15 protein-coding genes and 1 rRNA gene are annotated in these 19,639 nt (G+C 72.0%); 11 read left to right on the forward strand and 5 right to left on the reverse strand.

What is annotated here, in order from left to right:
* Positions 1-88, forward strand: a 5S ribosomal RNA gene (gene rrf / locus ABZ714_RS06330); the annotation flags it as partial.
* A 474-nt stretch (positions 89-562) separates the two neighbouring features.
* Here the strand turns inward: rrf and ABZ714_RS06335 are convergent.
* The gene (locus tag ABZ714_RS06335) at positions 563-1,795 is read right to left on the reverse strand and encodes a glycerophosphoryl diester phosphodiesterase membrane domain-containing protein (RefSeq protein WP_358823990.1); all 1,233 of its coding nucleotides are present in this window, start codon (positions 1,793-1,795) and stop codon (positions 563-565) included.
* Positions 1,796-1,975: 180 nt separating this feature from the next.
* Between ABZ714_RS06335 and mtnA the strand changes: the two genes are divergently transcribed.
* The 7 genes from mtnA to ABZ714_RS06370 all read left to right on the forward strand — a co-directional run bounded on the left by mtnA (position 1,976) and on the right by ABZ714_RS06370 (position 10,831).
* Positions 1,976-3,082, forward strand: coding sequence for an S-methyl-5-thioribose-1-phosphate isomerase (mtnA, locus tag ABZ714_RS06340; protein ID WP_358823991.1), 1,107 nt, complete (start codon positions 1,976-1,978; stop codon positions 3,080-3,082).
* Positions 3,083-3,267: 185 nt separating this feature from the next.
* Entirely contained in the window at positions 3,268-3,957 is a 690-nt protein-coding gene (gene mtrA, locus ABZ714_RS06345) for a two-component system response regulator MtrA (RefSeq protein WP_187740742.1), read from the forward strand.
* A gap of 1 nt (position 3,958) precedes the next feature.
* Positions 3,959-6,019: an MtrAB system histidine kinase MtrB gene (mtrB, locus tag ABZ714_RS06350; RefSeq protein ID WP_358823992.1), complete on the forward strand. Its 2,061-nt coding sequence runs from the start codon at positions 3,959-3,961 to the stop codon at positions 6,017-6,019.
* 85 nt (positions 6,020-6,104) lie between these two features.
* Positions 6,105-7,859 (forward strand): LpqB family beta-propeller domain-containing protein, encoded by a 1,755-nt coding sequence (locus ABZ714_RS06355; protein WP_358824141.1) that lies wholly within the window; start codon positions 6,105-6,107, stop codon positions 7,857-7,859.
* Positions 7,860-7,988: 129 nt separating this feature from the next.
* The gene (locus ABZ714_RS06360; protein WP_358823993.1) at positions 7,989-8,879 is read left to right on the forward strand and encodes a ComF family protein; all 891 of its coding nucleotides are present in this window, start codon (positions 7,989-7,991) and stop codon (positions 8,877-8,879) included.
* A gap of 310 nt (positions 8,880-9,189) precedes the next feature.
* Positions 9,190-9,879 carry a ribosome-associated translation inhibitor RaiA gene (gene raiA / locus ABZ714_RS06365; RefSeq protein WP_358823994.1) on the forward strand — a complete coding sequence of 230 codons (690 nt, stop codon included), beginning with the start codon at positions 9,190-9,192 and terminating at the stop codon, positions 9,877-9,879.
* 205 nt (positions 9,880-10,084) lie between these two features.
* Complete coding sequence (locus tag ABZ714_RS06370) at positions 10,085-10,831, forward strand: response regulator transcription factor (RefSeq protein ID WP_358823995.1); 747 nt, start codon at positions 10,085-10,087, stop codon at positions 10,829-10,831.
* An 80-nt stretch (positions 10,832-10,911) separates the two neighbouring features.
* Here the strand turns inward: ABZ714_RS06370 and ABZ714_RS06375 are convergent, their stop codons facing one another.
* Positions 10,912-12,075: a crosslink repair DNA glycosylase YcaQ family protein gene (locus tag ABZ714_RS06375; protein WP_358823996.1), complete on the reverse strand. Its 1,164-nt coding sequence runs from the start codon at positions 12,073-12,075 to the stop codon at positions 10,912-10,914.
* A gap of 128 nt (positions 12,076-12,203) precedes the next feature.
* On the reverse strand, positions 12,204-12,848 hold the full coding sequence (locus tag ABZ714_RS06380) for a GNAT family protein (protein ID WP_358823997.1): 645 nt from the start codon (positions 12,846-12,848) through the stop codon (positions 12,204-12,206).
* 248 nt (positions 12,849-13,096) lie between these two features.
* On the opposite strand from ABZ714_RS06380, the gene secA reads away from it, so the two are divergent.
* On the forward strand, positions 13,097-15,913 hold the full coding sequence (gene secA / locus ABZ714_RS06385) for a preprotein translocase subunit SecA (protein WP_358823998.1): 2,817 nt from the start codon (positions 13,097-13,099) through the stop codon (positions 15,911-15,913).
* 167 nt (positions 15,914-16,080) lie between these two features.
* On the opposite strand, the gene ABZ714_RS06390 is transcribed toward secA, so the two are convergent.
* Positions 16,081-16,803 (reverse strand): Rv3235 family protein, encoded by a 723-nt coding sequence (locus ABZ714_RS06390; protein WP_358823999.1) that lies wholly within the window; start codon positions 16,801-16,803, stop codon positions 16,081-16,083.
* Between the two features lie 293 nt (positions 16,804-17,096).
* Between ABZ714_RS06390 and ABZ714_RS06395 the strand changes: the two genes are divergently transcribed.
* Together ABZ714_RS06395 and ABZ714_RS06400 are read left to right on the forward strand one after the other, a co-directional pair.
* A complete protein-coding gene (locus ABZ714_RS06395; protein WP_358824000.1) occupies positions 17,097-17,621 on the forward strand; it encodes a hypothetical protein in 525 nt (174 codons plus the stop codon).
* 90 nt (positions 17,622-17,711) lie between these two features.
* Complete coding sequence (locus ABZ714_RS06400) at positions 17,712-18,407, forward strand: HAD family hydrolase (RefSeq protein ID WP_358824001.1); 696 nt, start codon at positions 17,712-17,714, stop codon at positions 18,405-18,407.
* Between the two features lie 439 nt (positions 18,408-18,846).
* On the opposite strand, the gene ABZ714_RS06405 is transcribed toward ABZ714_RS06400, so the two are convergent.
* Positions 18,847-19,404, reverse strand: a complete 558-nt coding sequence (locus tag ABZ714_RS06405; protein WP_358824002.1) for a DJ-1/PfpI family protein — start codon at positions 19,402-19,404, stop codon at positions 18,847-18,849.
* Positions 19,405-19,639 lie beyond the last annotated feature (235 nt).

Raw genomic sequence — 19,639 nt, forward strand, 5'->3', positions numbered from 1 at the left:
CGGTTACATTCCGAACCCGGAAGCTAAGCCTTTCAGCGCCGATGGTACTGCAGGGGGGACCCTGTGGGAGAGTAGGACGCCGCCGAACAATCTTTGAGTGAGGGCTCTGGCCCCTGGAGACAGTAATGTCTCGGGGCCAGAGCCCTTTCTGCATTTCCGGAACTTTCAGCGCCAGATACAGGCGTCCACATGGTGAACGAGAGCGCTGCAGACTGGTCCGCCGTGCGGCTCCGCTCTTCCTGGGGCCGGGTGGCCGCAGCGGCCTCGTAGACGGCTGGGGCAGTGCCTCGGCCCCGGGACAATCTGTCGTTGCCGGGGAACGTACTCGCGCAGACTGCGAGGGTCCCGGAGTGAGGCCGACCTCCGACGTCAGGATGCCGGAGACCCACTCCCAGAAGCCGTTTCAGGCCCCTCGGAGGAGGCCCGGGGGTCCGTGGTGCCTCGGGCTCGGGCAGATCCCCGTGGCGCCGCCTCGCGGGCTGTGTCACGGCAAGGCGCCTATGGCTGAGCCCCCGTCGGCACGCTCCGACGGGGGCTCACCAGGGCCGGTGGTATCGGTACCTCAGCGGGTCCCGGAGGTGTCCGCGGGCGGGGTGGTGCCGTAGCCGGGGAGACCGGCCGCGCGGCCCAGTTCGATGTCGAGGCCCTCGCGGCGGATGCGCTGGTCGACGTAGAGGAGGACATTGACCCCGGCGGCGATCGGCAAGGTGATCATCGAGCCGATGACGGCGCCGACGCCGGTGATGATCAGGTACGTCCAGCCGAACCCGGAGAACTGAGTGGAAGAGAGATCGGCGATTCCGTTGCCGTCGAAGACGATGGCGGCGATACCGAACGGCATATTGACGACCATCTTGATGATGGTGGTCAGCAGCAGGGTCAGCAGGAGGACACCCAAGACCCGCCACCAGGAGCCGTTGACCAGCTTGGCCGAGCGGCGCAGGGCCTCGGTGACGCCCTGGCGCTCCAGCATCAGCGCCGGGGGAGCGAGGGAGAACCGGACCCACAGCCAGAGCGCGACGGGCAGGGCGGCGATAACACCCAGCAGGATCAGGGCGGCACCCCCGGCGCCGCCGATCAGCGCGCCGGGGAGGATTCCCGCCGCCAGGACGGCCGCGACCGTCAGGGGCACGATGAACGTCACGGCCAGCAACTGGGGCAGCCGGGGGCGGGCCTCGCGCCACGCCTCGGCGAGCGATACGGGACGGCCGAGCACCGAGCGGCTGATGACGACCGTCATCAGGGCCGTGGTGAGGAAGGTGGCGAAGAGCGAGATCAAGAACATGGGGCCCAGGGCCGCCGTGTACGACGCCATGGCGTCCATGGCCTGTTCCATGGCGACTTCGGGGTCGGCGTCCCGGTCTATCTCGGTGGTGTTCTGCAGCAGGTAGCGCAGGACGAGGACATTGCCGGCCTCCGCGACGACGGCGATGCCGATCGTGAGGGCCAGGACGGCGCGCCAGTGGGCGCGGAGCGTCGAGACGGCGCCGTCGAGGATCTCCCCGATGCTCAGCGGGCGCAGCGGGATCACTCCGGGCTTGGGTGCCTCGGGGACGCCCCAGCCGCCCTGGAACCCCGGACCGCCCCAGCCGGGGCCGGTGGGCGGCGGGGCCTGGCCGCCGCCGTGCGGACCCGGGACGGACGGTGCGGACCACTGACCGGCGGGGGGCTGTCGGCTGGACCACTTCGAACCGGAGTCGGCCTGGTCGGCGGGCTCCGCGGGGCGGGGCACCTGGGCGCCCTGTTCCCCGGAGGAAGCGGATCCGGGCGAGACCCGGCCCGGAGAGTCGTTCACGGTCGTCCACCTCGTGAGTCGGTCGTGGCAGCGGGCCGAAGAGCCGGTGCCTGCGGGAAGTCGGCGCCGCCGGGTGAACGGCGGGCCGTCAGCCATCGTGTCACGCACCCCCGTTTCATGGGCGGGGCCGGGTGTGCACCGTGCCTTCTTTCCCGGCGGGGGAGGCGGCAGACTGTGCGGATGGCTGATCAGTACGCGCGAGGGCGCGACGGTGACGGGTCACGGCTTCCGGTCCTGCGGTGGGACGAGACGGCGGAGGGGCCCCGGTTGGTCCTCCTCGACCAGACCCGGCTGCCCGGTGAGGAGACCGAGGCGGTCTGCGCGGATGTCCCGGCCGTGGTCGCGGCGATCCGGAGTCTGGCCGTACGCGGTGCGCCGCTGCTGGGTATCACGGGGGCCTACGGGGTGGCGCTGGCCGCCGTACGGGGTGACGACGTGGAGAGCGCGGCCGTCGTGCTGGCGGGGGCGCGGCCCACCGCCGTGAACCTGGGATACGGGGCGCGGCTGGCGCTGGCGGCGTACCGGGCCGAGGCGGTCCACGGCGCCGAGCGGGCGGCCTCGGCGGCGCTGGCGGCGGCGCGGGAGCTGCACCGCGGGGACGCCGAGGCCAGTGACCGGATGGCGGCCCACGGGCTGGCGCTTCTCGACGAACTACTGCCGGGCGACGGCTATCGCGTTCTCACCCACTGCAATACGGGGGCGCTGGTGTCGGGCGGGGAGGGCACGGCGTTCGCGGTCGCGCTGGCCGCGCACCGCGCGGGCCGGTTGCGGCGGCTGTGGGTGGACGAGACCCGTCCCCTGCTGCAGGGGGCCCGGCTCACGGCGTGGGAGGCCGCGCGGTCCGGGATGCCGTACACGCTGCTGACGGACAACGCGGCGGGGTCGCTGTTCGCGGCGGGGGAGGTGGACGCCGTTCTCATCGGTGCCGACCGGATCGCGGCGGACGGCGCGGTGGCCAACAAGGTGGGCAGCTATCCCCTGGCCGTACTGGCGCGCTACCACCATGTGCCGTTCATCGTGGTCGCCCCGACGACCACCGTGGACCCGGATACCCCCGACGGGGCGGCGATCGAGGTGGAGCGGCGGGACGCGGACGAGGTCACCCGGGGTACGGGTGGCGGGCGGCCGGTGGCGCCCGAGGGTACGGAGGCGTACAACCCGGCCTTCGACGTGACCCCGCCGGAGCTGGTCACGGCGATCGTCACCGAGCGGGGGGCGCTGTCACCGGTCACGGGCGGCGGTATGGCCGGGCTGTGGGACGGGACCGGCCCGCTGGGCGCGGGCTGAACCGGGACCGGTCGCCGGGCGTACGCGTCCGGTGCCGGGGCCGGGCTGCCGGCCGGGTCGGGGGCGGGTACGCATCGGAGTGGCACGGGAACCGGCCGTGACCAGGGCCCCTCTCCGGAGGGTGGCGTGTGTCACAGGTCAGTGACCTATCTCACCGGAACCCGTACGGGCCGTGGGGTAATGGGATGATGTCGATTATGAAGGGACGAGTCCTGGTCGTCGACGACGACACCGCACTGGCCGAGATGCTCGGGATTGTGCTGCGTGGTGAGGGTTTCGAGCCGTCGTTCGTGGCGGACGGCGACAAGGCGCTTGCCGCGTTCCGGGAGGCCAAGCCGGATCTGGTGCTGCTGGATTTGATGCTGCCCGGCCGGGACGGCATCGAGGTGTGCCGGCTGATCCGGGCGGAGTCCGGGGTGCCGATCGTGATGCTCACGGCGAAGAGCGACACCGTGGACGTCGTGGTCGGACTGGAGTCCGGGGCCGACGACTACATCGTGAAGCCGTTCAAGCCGAAGGAGCTGGTCGCCCGGATCCGGGCGAGGCTGCGGCGCTCGGAGGAGCCCGCGCCGGAGCAGCTGACCATCGGCGATCTGGTGATCGACGTGGCCGGGCACTCGGTGAAGCGCGACGGGCAGTCCATCGCGCTGACTCCGCTGGAGTTCGATCTGCTGGTGGCGCTGGCCCGTAAGCCGTGGCAGGTGTTCACCCGCGAGGTGCTGCTGGAACAGGTGTGGGGGTACCGGCACGCCGCGGACACCCGGCTGGTCAATGTGCATGTCCAGCGGCTGCGCTCCAAGGTCGAGAAGGATCCCGAGCGCCCCGAGATCGTGGTGACCGTCCGTGGTGTCGGTTACAAGGCGGGACCGAGCTGATATGCCCGGCGGCAGTGCTGCTCCGCAGCCCGGGAAGCCGGGGGGCCGTGGGGGGCGGGCTGCCGTGCCCGGACCGGGGCCGGTGCGGCCCCGTTGGCTGGGGCGTCTTCTGCGCGGTCGGCGGTCCGGTCAGGACGGGGAGCCCAGCAGGCTGCTGCTGAGGATCGTGATGCGCTGGGTGCGGCGGCCGCTGCTGCCCGCGGTCCGGCTCTACCGGCGCAATATCCAGCTGCGGATCGTCGCCACCACCCTGCTGATGTCCGTCGGTGTCGTCGTTCTCCTCGGCTTCGTCGTCATCGGCCAGGTCCGCAACGGTCTGCTGGACGCCAAGGGCAAGGCGGCCGAGAGCCAGGCCGCCGGTGGGTTCCAGGTGGCGCGTGAGGCGGTCACCGCGCCGCTGACGCCGGGCGGTCCCGACGGCGTCGGCCAGGACGGCCCCACGGCCACCAGTTCCTGGCGGACCGACCTGGTGGAGCGGCTGGCCAGCGGCGGACAGGGCGCCTTCCACGTGGTGGCCCTCAGCTCCGACGACGCGGGCGCGGGTTCCCGCGCGCCCCGGACCTCCGGCGAGGTCGACCCCGCGTCGATCCCGGAGAAGCTGCGGCACGCCGTGCAGCAGGACACCCGTACCAAACGGGCCTTCATGTCGATCGGCTACAGCAATGACGTCCGGTCGTCCGAGCCCGGACTGGCCGTCGGCATCCAGCTCAACGACGCCGACGACGAGCCGTACGAGCTGTACTACGTCTTTCCCCTCGCCCAGGAGGAGCAGTCGCTCAACCTGGTCAGGGGCACCCTGGCCACCGCCGGACTCTTCCTGGTCGTCCTGCTCGGCGCCATCGCCTGGCTGGTGGTCCGGCAGATCGTCACCCCCGTAAGGATGGCGGCCGGGATCGCGGAACGGCTCTCCGCGGGCCGGTTGCAGGAGCGGATGAAGGTCACCGGCGAGGACGACATCGCCCGGCTGGGCGAAGCCTTCAACAAGATGGCCCAGAACCTCCAGCTCAAGATCCAGCAGTTGGAGGAGTTGTCGCGGATGCAGCGGCGCTTCGTCTCCGACGTCTCGCACGAACTCCGTACCCCGCTGACCACGGTCCGGATGGCCGCCGATGTCATCCACGAGGCCCGGAGCGACTTCGATCCGGTGACCGCGCGCTCCGCCGAACTCCTCGGCGACCAGCTCGACCGGTTCGAGTCCCTGCTCTCGGATCTGCTGGAGATCAGCCGGTTCGACGCGGGCGCCGCCGCCCTGGAGGCCGAGCCGATAGATCTGCGCGAGGTCGTCCGCCGGGTCATCGGCGGCGCCGAACCCCTCGCCGAACGCAAGGGCAGCCGGATACGTGTCATCGGCGACGACCAGCCCGTCGTAGCCGAGGCCGACGCCCGCCGGGTGGAACGCGTACTGCGCAATCTGGTCGTCAACGCCGTGGAGCACGGCGAGGGCCGGGACGTCGTCGTCCGGCTCGCGGCGGCGGGCGGCGCGGTCGCCGTCGCCGTCCGCGACTACGGCGTCGGTCTGAAGCCCGGCGAGGCCACCCGGGTCTTCAACCGGTTCTGGCGGGCCGACCCGGCCCGGGCCCGGACCACCGGGGGGACCGGCCTCGGGCTCTCCATCGCCGTCGAGGACGCCCGGCTGCACGGCGGCTGGCTCCAGGCGTGGGGCGAGCCCGGCGGCGGCTCCCAGTTCCGGCTCACCCTGCCGCGGACCGCCGACGAACCCCTGCGGGGCTCCCCGATACCGCTGGAGCCCGAGGACTCCCGGCAGAACCGGGAGCGCGCCGGGGCCCGGCGGACCGACCGGCCGGCCGGGGGCGGCGGCACGGACCGGCTGCTGGCCTCCGTACCCGTACAGCATCCGCCGGGTGCGCGGTCGCCGCTGCCGGTGCCGCCGCGCCCGTCCGGCGCGCACTGCGAGGTGCCGCACGGTGTCGACGCGGCGGCGCTTCCCGGCAACGGGGCCCGGGTCGTCGCCCGGGCGCCCGGCGAACGGCCGGACGACCTCTCGACCGCGGGGCCCGCCCCCGCCTCCCCGGACCAGGAGGACACGACTCGTGGGCGCTGACCCTCGTGCGGCCCGCGACCGGGGTGTCCGGCGGCTGGGCGCCCTGCTCGGCGGGACCGGGATCCTGCTCACCGGGTGTGCCGCGATGCCCGACAACGGTGACGTACAGGCCGTGAAGGCGTCCCCGCGGGCGGACGCGCAGGTACGGGTCCACCCCGTCGCCCCCCGTAAGGGCGCCGGGCCCCAGGAGATCATCAACGGTTTCCTGGAGGCCATGACCAGCGACGACGCCGACTACGCCACGGCCCGGGCCTATCTGTCGCCGAAGACGTCGCGCGACTGGCGTCCGCAGGACCGTACGACCGTACTCGCGGTCGCCCCCACGCCCCGGCCGCAGCCGCAGCGCGATACCTGGGACCAGCAGGGCGTCGACTTCCCGATGGCGGGGATCCGGATCGCCGAGGTCGACGACGAGCAGGCGTACCAGGCGCTCACGCCCGACGACTACCAGTTCACCATCCATGTGTCGCGGCAGGACGGCGACGGCGAGTGGCGGATCGACGCCCTGCCGCACGGACTGGTGCTCGGTCAGTCGGACTTCCAGCGGAACTACCGTTCCGTGAATAAGTATTACTTCGCCAGCGGGCAGAACAAGGTCGTCGCCGATCCGGTCTTCATCCGGCAGCGGATGGACCCCGTCACCAAGATGGACCCGGTCACCCAGTCCGTGAAGGCGCTCCTCGACGGGCCGACGAACTGGCTGGCGCCCGTCGTGGAATCCCCCTTCCCCACCGGTACGACCCTGGCGAAGGGCGTCACGGCCCTCACCACCGACGACCGTGACGTGCTGGAGGTGCCGCTCAACGAGAAGGCGTCCAACGCGGGCCGCGCCCAGTGCCGCAAGATGGCCGCCCAGATCATGTTCACCCTGAAGGACCTGTCGGCGGTCCGGGTGGAGCAGATCGAACTCCAGCGCTCCGACGGCTCCCAGTTGTGCACCCTCTCCAGCGGTCAGGAACGGGAGTACGCCGCCGATCAGGAGACGGCGGGACGGCCCGCCCGGCAGTACTTCCTCAATGAGAAGAAGCAGCTCGCCGGGCTCACCGGCGACGGCAAGGACGCCGTGGCCGAGCCGGTGCCGGGGCCGCTGGGCACCGGACAGATCCCGATGGGCGCGGTCGCCGTCTCCCGGGACGAGCGGCGGGGCGCCGCGGTCACCGCCGACGGGGCCCGGCTGCACATCGCGTCGATCGTCACCAGCGGCGATCCCGTCCCGCCGACCCTCGCCAGCCAGGGCAAGACACCGAAGGACCGGCTCACCGCGCCCAGTTGGGACGGTTCGGGCGATCTGTGGATCGCCGACCGCGACCCGGCGAAGCCCGCCCTGCTGCGGCTGGCGGAGGGCTCGGAGGTGCCGGTGGAGGTGCCGATCGAGCCCGATCTCGACGGGGCGCGGATCGAGTCCCTGAAGGTGTCGGCCGACGGGGCGCGGATCGCTCTGCTGCTGGCGAAGGACGGGAAGACGGCCCTGCACATCGGGCGGGTGGAGCGGACCGGGTCCCGGGACGATCCCGACGGTGTCTCCGTGACCGGGCTGCGGCCCGCCGCCCCCCAGATGGAGGCCGTGACCGCGTTCTCCTGGGCCGGGCCCAGCCGGCTCGTCGTCGTCGGCCGGGAGGCCGGCGGGGTGCAGCAGCTGCGCTATCTCCACACCGACGGCTTCACCTCCGCCGCGAGCGTGCTCCCCGGCCTCAACCAGGTGCGGTCCATCTCCGCCTCCAACGACGACGGCCATCCGCTGGTCGCGCACGCCAAGGAGGAGGGCATCGTCCAGTTGCCGGCGGGGTCGACCTGGCAGACGGTGGTACCGAAGGGTTCGTCACCGGTCTATCCCGGCTGAGCCGCCCCCTCCGGCCACCCCGCCGCCCCGCCGCCCCGCCCGATCCGCCCGGCCGGTCCGCCGGTCCGCGGGTCCTCGGGTTGTCCACAGGGGGTGGCGGGGTGCCCCGGCCCGGGGCACAGTGACGTCATGCGGGGATGGTGGCGCGAGATCTCCGGCCTGGTGCTGCCGGCCGCATGCGGCGGCTGCGGTGTGCCCCGGACACCGCTGTGCGAGGCGTGCGCGGCGGAGCTGTACGGCTCCCCGGCCCGCCGGGTGCGACCGGACCCCGGGCCCCCGGGGCTGCCGGTGGTGTGCGCGGCGGCGCCGTACGCCGACGCGGTACGGGCGGTGCTGCTCGCCCACAAGGAGCGGGGTGACCTGGGGCTGGCCCGGCCCTTGGGGATCGCGCTCGCGGGGGCCGTACGGGCGGCCGTGTCCGTACCGGACCCGTCGGCCGTCCGGTCCGTGCCGGACCGCCGTGACGGCCTCCGCGGCTCCCAGCGGCCCACTACCGGCCCGCACGGGACCCCTGGGCCGGGCGGGACGCACCGGACGGGCCGTACGGGCGGCGAGGACGGTGCGCGGCGCGGGCCGCTGCTGCTGGTTCCGGTGCCCTCGGCCCGGGCGGCGGTACGGGCCAGGGGGCACGACGCCGCCCGGCGGATCGCCCTGGCCGCCGCCGGCGAGCTGCGCCGTACGGGCACGGACGCGGTCGTCCTGCCGGTGCTGCGGCAGCGGCGCCCGGTGGCCGACCAGGCGGGCCTCACGGCCCGTGCGCGGGCCGCCAACCTGACCGGGGCACTCCGGGTGGCCGGGGGCGCCGGACGGCTGCCGACGGGCGGCACGGTGGTGGCGGTGGACGACCTGATGACGACGGGGGCGTCCCTGGCGGAGGCGGCGAGGGCCCTGCGGGAGGCGGGCGCGCGGAACGGTGTTCCCGGGGCCGCTTCGGTCGTCGCCGCGGTGGTCGCGGCCCCGGTGATCTCCTTTTCGACGGAAGAGGAACCAGTTGCGTCAGGTAAACGTTGCACTCAGTGAGAAGGAAAACCACCGAACGGAGGTACGCGCTGGTAGCGGGTGCCGAGACCGGTGTTCTGGGGCTATGTTCGGTGGTGTGGACGTGAGGAATGACGCACCTCACCCCTGGCGAATGCGTGGCCGTGGCATACGGCCGGGGATCCGGGGCAGCAAATACCTCGGAAGGCGATGGGTGGGGACGTTGTCGACTGGGGAGGAGGAGGTGAAAGTCGCCTAGTCCGGGACTCCGGTTCATCACCGGGGTCTGGTGCAAGAGGGAGACGCCTCGCGGCCGAAGAGGGAGCGGGGCAATCCGGGAACGGAGTTCTGCGTGGACATCGTCGTCAAGGGCCGCAAGACCGAGGTGCCCGAGCGGTTCCGCAAGCACGTGGCCGAGAAGCTGAAGCTGGACAAGATCCAGAAGCTCGACGCCAAGGTGATCAGCCTGGACGTCGAGGTGTCCAAGGAGCACAACCCGCGGCTGGCGGACCAGTCCGACCGCGTGGAGATCACGCTCCACTCCCGAGGCCCGGTGATCCGGGCGGAGGCATCGGCCAACGACCCGTATGCGGCGCTTGACCTGGCCACCGGAAAATTGGAAGCGCGGCTGCGGAAGCAGCACGACAAGCGCAGCACCCGGCGTGGTAACGGCCGGCTGTCGGCGGCGGAAGTGGCGGACGTCGTCCCCGGCGTCGCCGAATTGAACGCCAATGGACACATCGTCGTCGACGACACTCCGGAATCCATTCCCACCACGAAAATCGGGTCGCTGGAAGTACAGGGCGAAGGGCCGCTGGTGGTCCGCGAGAAGGTCCACACGGCTGCTCCGATGACCCTCGACCAGGCGCTCTATGAAATGGAGCTGGTCGGGCACGACTTCTATCTCTTCGTCGACTCCGAGACGAAGCAGCCCAGTGTCGTCTACCGGCGGCACGCCTACGACTACGGCGTCATCCATCTGGAGACGGACCCCCTGGCCGGTTCCGAGGCGGGCGGTGCCGGAGGCGCGCTCGGCGGCTGATCCCGCCGCCCCTCAGGTGTCGTACGGCTGACCGTCAGTGCCCCCGAAGCGCCCCGTGCGCCCTCGGGGGCACCACCGTGCGCCCCGAGGATCACCGCGCCGGCGTCCGGACGTGAAAGCATGGCGTCGTGCCAACGGGTGCCCTGTGCACCGGCGTTGGTGGAACGGACATGCCCTTCGGACCCTGATCTCAGGGGGAGGAACGATGGCGGACAGCTTCGGACCGGTTCATCACGACACCGCCGACGCCCGGGACACGGCCGACGAGGCCGTGACGGGCGGCCCCCGCGCCGAGCCGATCAGGGTTCTGGTGGTCGACGACCACGCCCTGTTCCGCAGAGGGCTGGAGATCGTTCTCGCCCATGAGGAGGACATCCAGGTCGTCGGTGAGGCCGGAGACGGCGCGGAGGCCGTCGACAAGGCGGCCGACCTGCTGCCCGACATCGTCCTGATGGATGTCCGGATGCCCCGGCGCGGCGGGATCGAAGCCTGTACCTCCATCAAGGAGGTGGCCCCCAGCGCGAAGATCATCATGCTGACGATCAGCGACGAGGAGGCCGATCTCTACGACGCGATCAAGGCGGGGGCCACCGGCTATCTCCTCAAGGAGATCTCCACCGACGAGGTCGCCACCGCGATCCGCGCGGTGGCCGACGGCCAGTCGCAGATCAGCCCGTCGATGGCGTCCAAGCTGCTGACCGAGTTCAAGTCCATGATCCAGCGGACCGACGAGCGCCGGCTGGTACCCGCGCCCCGGCTCACCGACCGGGAGCTGGAGGTCCTCAAGCTCGTCGCCACCGGGATGAACAACCGCGACATCGCCAAGGAGCTGTTCATCTCGGAGAACACCGTGAAGAACCATGTCCGCAACATCCTGGAGAAGTTGCAGCTGCACTCCCGGATGGAGGCCGTGGTCTACGCGATGCGGGAGAAGATCCTGGAGATCCGGTGAGCCGCTGACACCGGTGGGCCGGTGAGCCGGTCGTGTCGGTGCCCGGCGGTCCGGCCGGGCACCGATCACGGTCCCCGGTGTCAGCCGAGGGCGGCGATCAGGGGCGCGGCCAGCTCGGGCCGGTCGACGCGCTCGATCCGTACGCTGTCGCAGCCCACCCACTCCGCCGCCTCGCGCAGCGCCTTGGCCATCGGCCCGACGGCCTTCGGCGACTCCAGGGAGGTCTGCCGGGCCACCAGGGTGCGTCCCTCGCGGGCCGGGTCCACCCGGCCCAGCAGCCGTCCGCCCGACAGCAGCGGCATCGCGAAATAGCCGTGGACCCGCTTCTGCTTGGGGACGTACGCCTCCAGCCGGTGGGCGAAACCGAAGATCCGCTCGGTCCGGGCCCGCTCCCAGATCAGGGAGTCGAACGGGGAGAGCAGGGTCGTCCGGTGCCGCCCCCGGGGCGGGGTCGACAGCGCCCACGGATCGGCCCAGGCGGGCTTGGACCAGCCCTCGACGGCGACGGGGACCAGACCCGAGTCCGCGATCACCGCGTCGAAGTGCTCGCCCTTCAGCCGGTGGTAGTCCGTGATGTCCGCGCGGGTGCCCACGCCGAGGGCCTGCCCGGCGAGGCCGACCAGCCGCCGCAGACACTCGGCGTCGTCCGGCTCGGCCGCCAGCAGCGGGGCCGGGATCGCCCGCTCCGCCAGGTCGTACACCCGCTTCCAGCCGCGCCGCTCGACACAGACCACCTCGCCGTACATCAGCGCCCGCTCGACGGCGATCTTGGAGGCGGACCAGTCCCACCACTCCCCGCCGTTCTTCGCGCCGCCCAGCTCGGTCGCGGTCAGCGGACCCTCGGCGCGCAGCTGGGCGATCACCTTGTCGTAGGCGCCGTCCGGCAGATCGTGGTGCCACTGGGGGTGGGCCCGGTAGGACCGGCGGCGGAAGGCGAAGTGCGGCCACTCCTCGACGGGCAGTACGCACGCGGCGTGCGACCAGTACTCGAAGCTGCGGCCCCCCGTCCAGTACGCCGAGTCGACCGCGGGGCGGCCGACGGCGCCCAGCCGGGCGTAGGGGACGAGTTCATGGGAGCGGGCCAGGACCGAGATCGTGTCGAGCTGGACGGCTCCGAGGTGCCGCAGCACGCCCCGCACCCCGGCTCGCCGGTCCGGCGCGCCCAGGAAGCCCTGGGCGCGCAGGGCTATCCGGCGGGCCTCGTCCGCGGAGAGTTCGACGACGGGCGGTGGCTGCGTGGTCATGTACCGCACGATAGACGGCGCCACTGACAGGACGGTCCGGGCCCCCTCGCGCGCCGGGCCGGGCCCGGCCACAGAATGCCGATACCCCGGGCCCGCAGCCCGGGGGCCGGGGCGGGGGGGGGCGTCGCTCAGGGCCGGTCGCCGCCGCCGGCCGCGGCGCGCCCCGGTTCCGTACCGGCGGACACGGCGGTGGAGGCGTCGGCACGGGCCGGGAGGTAGACGGTCCGGCCGGGCAGCCCCAGGTCCGACGGGAGCAGAGAGCCGAGCCAGGCGTCCCGCAGCGTGCCGTTGTTGTCCAGCGCCGCCCGCAGGGTCCCCTCGAACGTGAAGCCCGCCCTCAGCGCCACCGCGCGGGAGGCCGTGTTGCCGACCTCGGCCCGCCACTCCAGCCGGGTCGCGCCGAGCCGGGTGAACGACCACCGGGCGACCTCCGTGACCGCCTCCGTCATCAGGCCCCGGCCCCGGTACTCGGCGCCGAGCCAGAAGCCGATCTCCCAGGTGCCGGAGAGGGTACGGAGCATGACCGAGACCGACCCCATCGGCTTGCCGCCCTCCAGCGCGACCAGGGCGAAGGTGGGGCTCGTCGCGGTGCGCCAGCCCTCCGGGACGATCTCCCCGGTGAATTCCGCCGCGTGTTCCCGCCCGTAGGGCGACGGGACCATGGTCCACCGCTGGATCCCGGGATCCTGGCAGAGCCGGAAGATCTCGTCGGTGTCGTCCTCGGCGAAGGCGCGCAGCCGCAGCCGGCCGGTGGTGAGTGTGATCGGCTCCATGGCCGGATTCTGGACGGGCCGGACAGCGGATGCGAGCACTTTTCCCTTCGCACCGGCACCTTCCGTGTGTCCCGTGCGTTGACAGGACGGGTACAAGGCGGCCGAGCCCGGGGACAGGCGCAGTGCGGACCTCCCGACCGACGGGGGTCCTCGCTTACGATGGCCGTTGCGGTGGGGCCCACCTGCCGTGCCCGCGCCAGAGTCCTACGACCCAGCCCAGGCCCGAATCGGCAAGGAGACCTCGCCCAGTGTCCGTCTTCAACAAGCTCATGCGTGCAGGCGAAGGCAAGATCCTGCGCAAACTGCACCGCATCGCGGACCAGGTCAACTCCATCGAAGAGGACTTCGCAGACCTCTCCGACGCCGAGTTGCGGGCGCTCACGGAAGAGTACAAGCAGCGCTTCGAGAGCGGCGAGAACACGCTCGACGACCTGCTGCCGGAAGCCTTCGCCACGGTCCGCGAGGCGGCCAAGCGCGTGCTCGGCCAGCGGCACTACGACGTCCAGCTCATGGGTGGCGCGGCGCTGCACCTCGGATATGTGGCCGAGATGAAGACCGGTGAGGGCAAGACCCTCGTCGGTACCCTCCCGGCGTATCTCAACGCGCTCTCCGGCAAGGGCGTCCATCTGATCACGGTCAATGACTACCTGGCCGAACGCGACTCCGAGATGATGGGCCGCGTCCACAAGTTCCTGGGTCTGAGCGTCGGCTGCATCCTGGCCAATATGACGCCCGCGCAGCGCCGTGAGCAGTACGCCTGCGACATCACCTACGGGACGAACAACGAGTTCGGCTTCGACTACCTCCGCGACAACATGGCGTGGTCGAAGGACGAGCTGGTGCAGCGCGGCCACAACTTCGCCATCGTCGACGAGGTCGACTCGATCCTGGTCGACGAGGCCCGTACGCCGCTGATCATCTCCGGCCCCGCCGACCAGGCCACGAAGTGGTACGGCGACTTCGCCAAGCTGGTCACCCGGCTGACCCGGGGCGAGCCCGGCAACCACCTCAAGGGCCTCGCGGAGACCGGTGACTACGAGGTCGACGAGAAGAAGCGGACCGTCGGCATCCACGAGTCCGGTGTGGCGAAGGTCGAGGACTGGCTCGGCATCGACAACCTCTACGAGTCCGTGAACACCCCCCTGGTCGGCTATCTCAACAACGCGATCAAGGCCAAGGAACTGTTCAAGAAGGACAAGGACTACGTCGTCATCGACGGCGAGGTCATGATCGTCGACGAGCACACCGGCCGAATCCTGGCCGGCCGCCGCTACAACGAGGGCATGCACCAGGCGATCGAGGCGAAGGAAGGGGTGGACATCAAGGACGAGAACCAGACGCTCGCCACGATCACCCTCCAGAACTTCTTCCGCCTCTACGGCAAGCTCTCCGGTATGACCGGTACGGCGATGACCGAGGCCGCCGAGTTCCACCAGATCTACAAGCTCGGCGTGGTCCCCATCCCGACCAACAGGCCGATGGTCCGGATGGACCAGTCGGACCTGATCTACCGGACCGAGGTCGCCAAGTTCGCCGCCGTCGTCGACGACATCGCGGAGAAGCACGAGAAGGGCCAGCCGATCCTGGTCGGCACCACCTCGGTCGAGAAGTCCGAGTATCTGTCGCAGCAGCTCAGCAAGCGCGGCGTCCAGCACGAGGTGCTCAACGCCAAGCAGCACGACCGGGAGGCGACCATCGTCGCCCAGGCCGGGCGCCGGGGCGCGGTGACCGTCGCGACGAACATGGCGGGCCGCGGTACCGACATCAAGCTCGGCGGCAACCCCGACGACCTCGCCGAGGCGGAGCTGCGCCAGCGCGGCCTCGACCCGGTCGAGCACGTCGAGGAGTGGGCGGCGGCGCTGCCCGCGGCGCTGGAGGCGGCGGAGGCCGCGGTGCGGACCGAGTTCGAGGAGGTCCGCGAGCTGGGCGGGCTCTACGTCCTGGGCACCGAGCGCCATGAGTCGCGCCGGATCGACAACCAGCTCCGCGGCCGTTCCGGCCGGCAGGGCGACCCGGGCGAGTCCCGGTTCTACCTCTCCCTCGGCGACGACCTGATGCGGCTGTTCAAGGCCCAGATGGTCGAGCGGGTCATGGCGATGGCCAATGTCCCCGACGACGTACCGATCGAGAACAAGATGGTCACCCGCGCCATCGCCTCCGCGCAGTCCCAGGTCGAGCAGCAGAACTTCACCACCCGCAAGGAGGTGCTGAAGTACGACGAGGTGCTCAGCCGCCAGCGTGAGGTGATCTACGGGGAGCGCCGCCGGGTGCTGGAGGGCGAGGACCTCCAGGAGCAGATCGCGCACTTCATGGACGACACCATCGACGCCTACATCCGGGCGGAGACGGTCGAGGGCTTCGCCGAGGAGTGGGACCTGGACCGGCTGTGGGGCGCCTTCAAGCAGCTCTACCCGGTGAAGACCACCGTCGAGGAGCTGGAGGAGGCCGCGGGCGACCGGGTCGGCATCACCGCGGACTTCATCGCCGAGTCGGTCAAGGACGACATCCACGAGCAGTACGAGGCCCGGGAGAAGCAGCTCGGCTCGGAGATCATGCGTGAGCTGGAGCGCCGGGTGGTGCTCTCGGTGCTCGACCGCAAGTGGCGTGAGCACCTCTACGAGATGGACTACCTCCAGGACGGCATCGGGCTGCGCGCGATGGCGCAGAAGGACCCCCTGGTGGAGTACCAGCGCGAGGGCTTCGACATGTTCACCGCCATGATGGACAGCATCAAGGAGGAGTCCGTCGGCTATCTGTTCAACCTGGAGGTCCAGGTCGAGCAGCAGGTCGAGGAGGTCCCGGTGGCGGACGGCCCCTCCCTGGAGAAGCGGGACGCGGTGCCCGCGGCGCGCCCCGAGATCCGGGCCAAGGGCCTGGAGGCCCCGCAGCGCCCGGACCGGCTGCACTTCTCCGCGCCGACGGTCGACGGTGAGGGCGGTGTCGTCGAGGGCGACTTCGAGACGGGCGAGAACCGGGCCACGGCCGCCGCGGCCGGTGACGGGATGACCCGCGCGGAGCGGCGCAAGGCGCAGAAGGGCGGCGGCGGACGGCGTCGTAAGAAGTAGTCGTCCGAAGCGAGCCGTACCGTCGGGAGCGCCGGCGGAAGCGGTCGTACGGAGCTGACCGCGGCGGCCCTCTCGCGGGCCGCCGGGCCGGGCCGGTCCCCCCTGTTTCGGGGGACCGGCCCGGCTCTGTCGTTCCCGGGCGGGGGTCGGCATGCTCCCGGCGGGTGTCAGCCCTCGTCCTCGTCCTCGGGGGCGTCCCGGTCGCCGAGGTCCACGGCCGAGCAGCGCCAGCGGCGGTCCTCCCGGCCCTGTTCGAGGCGGAAGGCCATGGCCCGCAGCCGGTCGCCGGTGGCGATCAGGGCGAATGCCTCGATGACCCCCGGCCGGGGCCGGAACTCCCCACAGCCCCGGACGACCGGGGTCGCCGGGCGCACTGAGTGCTCCGAGTGCTCCGAGCTCTTCGGGCCCGGGCTCTCCGGGCGGAGCGGGGCGCTGGCGGCGAGGGCGACGAGCCGGTCATAGGCGTCGCCGACGGTATGGCCGAGCATCCAGTGGACCGGGCGGCGGCCGCTGAGGACGGCGAGCAGCCGTTCGGCGAACCAGAACGGCGGAAGGTCCCGCCGCCGGGCGGCCAGTACCGCGGGCGCCGGGGCTCCGGCCGGAGCCGGGGGAGCCAGCCGGGACCGTACCGGGGTCCGGGTCGGGCCCCGGGAGTCCCGGCGGCCTCCCGGGCGGCCCCCGGGGCGGGCCTTCGCCCGCCCGGCCTGCGGGGGTACGGCCGGGCCACGGGGCGGCTTCCGCGCCGGGGCCGGCGCGCCGGGTGCGCCCGGCGGTGGCGGGCCCGGCGCACGCGCGCCGTTCCGCTCGCCCGGCCGCTCGCCCTCGATCCGTGTCCGGGTCGATGTCCGTGTCCGTGTCTGCGTCCGGCCGTCGATCTCCGCGCCGTCCATCCGTACCGCCCCCGTCGGTCGGGCCCGGCTCAGCTTTACCGGGCGGTAACACCGTTGGGGCCTTCTTCTACGGGCAGGCGCTCGGCGGTCGCAACGAGTGAGACCGGCGGGCGCCGGGCGGCCACGGATTCACCTATCCGGGTGAATTCCGGGCTGCGGACGCCCCGACCACCGGAGTACCGGGTGTCCGGAGTGGACGGTTCCGCGCGGGCCACCGGCGGCCCGAAGGGGGACCTCGGCGAACCGGCCCACGTATCCTGAGGTGCGTCTTCCGACTACGAAAGCGGCCTGCCATGCGCGTGTACGTCCCCCTGACCCTCGCCGGACTCGCGGAGGCGCACACGGCGGGCGAGCTGGGGCCCGGGCCCCTGACGGCGTACGGGGTCACCCCCTCGCTGCGCGAGTGGTACGTCTCGGACGACATCGAGGAACTGGAGTACGCGGCCCTCAGCCGGGCCGCCGCCGGTTCGCTCCGGCTGATCGCCGGGGATCCGGGGGCCGCCCGCCGCCGGGTCGTCGTCGCCGTCGACGTACCGGACCGCGAGGTGAGCGCCGACCCCGATCCGGCGCTGGACGCCCGGTCCCTGGGCGAGCTGCGGATCACGTCGGCCGTGCCGCTGCGGCTGGCCGCCGCCGTGCACGCCGACTCCGACGAGGCACTGGACGACGTCACGGCGGCCGCCGACGCGCTGGGCGCGGCCGACCACGGCGACGAGGACGCCCGGTTCACCGTCGACGGGGCGGAGGACCACGAACTGCTCTGGTACGGCGTACAGGAGATCCCGGCGATCGTGGGCCGGGACGGCTCCGGAGCGTAGCGGGGCGTATCCCGCCGTGTCGCGTCGCGCCGGGTCGGCGGTCACGGCCGCCGGCGGGCGCTGTCGGAGGGGGCGAGTACGGTTTTGACCATGGGGACGAACAGGGGGAACGGAATGGCCGGGCAGGGCGGACATCTGGTCTGGGACTGGAACGGCACACTGCTCGACGACATGACGGCCGTCGTCGGGGCGACGAACGCCGCGCTGGAGGTGATCGGGTTCGACCCGATCACCGTCGACCAGTACCGGTCCTGGTACAGCGTGCCGATACCCCGCTTCTACGAGCGGATGCTCGGCCGGCTGCCGACGGACACCGAGTGGGACGAGATGGACGTCGCCTTCCACGCCGCCTATCTGGCCCGTCAGGACGCATGCGGCCTCACGGTCGGCGCGGCGGAGCTGCTGTCCGGATGGCGGGCCGCGGGCCGCAGCCAGTCCCTGCTCAGCATGTACGGCCACGAGGAACTGCTTCCGGCGGTCCGGGGCCGGGGCATCGAGGCGCACTTCGTCCGGGTCGACGGGCGCCGGGGGCCCTCGGGCGTCTCCAAGGCCGAGTCCATGGGCCGGCATCTCACGGCCCTGGCGCTGACCGTGTCGCCCGAGCGCACGGTGGTGATAGGCGACGCCGCGGACGACGCGGTCGCGGCGGCGCATGTGGGCGCGCACGCGGTGCTCTACACCGGGGGCAGCCACAGCCGGGCGAACCTGGAGCCGGTGGGCGTTCCCGTGGTGGACACGCTGGAGGAGGCGGTGGACCTCGCGGCGCGGTTGGTGGGCGCGGCGTAGCTTTTTGCTCGGGGGCGGGTCGCATCCGGCGGCCTGATGTTGTTCGCGGTCTGCGGGCCACTTGTGGCTTGTCGCGCAGTTCCGCCCCCTATGCCTTCGGCAATGGGGGGACCCCCAGCGCCTTGGCTCTCCTGAGCATCACCTGGAACTACCCGGGTCTCGCCCGGCGACCTGATGTCGTCGGCGGTCTGCGGACCGCCTGTGGCTGGTCGCGCAGTTCCCCGCGCCCCTGGTTGCCCTCCTGACCGCCCTTGTGATGTGGGTGCTCTCCGGCGTGCCTTCTCGGGAGGGGGTTTTCGGCTGCGGGCCGTCCGTGGTTGCTCGCGCAGTTCCCCGCGCCCCTGAACTGCCTCCCCGGGCCGTATTCGGGCAGGGGGGCGCTCTCCGGGTGGGGTATCCCCGGGGGCACGGGGTGGCCGTGGCCCCCGGGGCGAGCCGGTCAGCTCTTGGTGCGGAGGATCTTGAGGAATTCGCGCATCCAGACCGGGTGGTCCGGCCAGGCGCGGGAGGAGACCAGGGTGCCGTCGACCACGGCCTCCGCGTCCTGGAAGGTCGCGCCCGCCGTCTGCATGTCGAGTTCGAGCGCCGGATAGGCGGTGACCCGGCGGCCGGTGAGGCCGCCGACCGCCGCGGTCAGCAGCGGGCCGTGGCAGATCTGGGCGACCGGCTTGTCGGCGTCGAAGAACGACTTGACGATCTTGCGCAGCTCGGGGTCGTTCCGCAGGTACTCCGGGGCCCGGCCGCCCGGGACGACGACCGCCGCGTACTCGCCGGGGTCGACCTCCGAGAAGGCGAGGTCCGCGTCCCAGGTGTAGCCCGGCTTCTCGGTGTAGGTGTCGTAGCCCGTTTCGAAGTCGTGGACGACGAAGCGGAGCTTCTTCCGGGCGGGTGCCGCGATATGGACCTCGTACCCCTCCTCCAGCAGCCGCTGATAGGGGTAGAGGACCTCCAGGGACTCCGCGGCGTCGCCGGTGACGATCAGGACCTTCACAGTCATCTCTGCTGCTCCCGTGGTGGCGCGGTGGGAGACCCGGCCCGGGCCTCCCGGGGTTCTTGCCCATCGGGTGGGCGCCTGTGCCTGCCCTCTGTGCAGAGTGTCAAACTTCCGGCCCCGCTTTTGTACACATACGGTCCATGACGGCGACGGGGGGTGGAGCGATAGCCTGGAGCCGTGATCAGTGCGATACGCCCTGGGGGCAGAGCAGCCCCCGGTCCTCGCCCGGAGCGCCACC

Source organism: Streptomyces sp. NPDC006798 (assembly GCF_040635975.1).
In the GTDB taxonomy this organism is placed as follows: Bacteria; Actinomycetota; Actinomycetes; order Streptomycetales; family Streptomycetaceae; genus Streptomyces.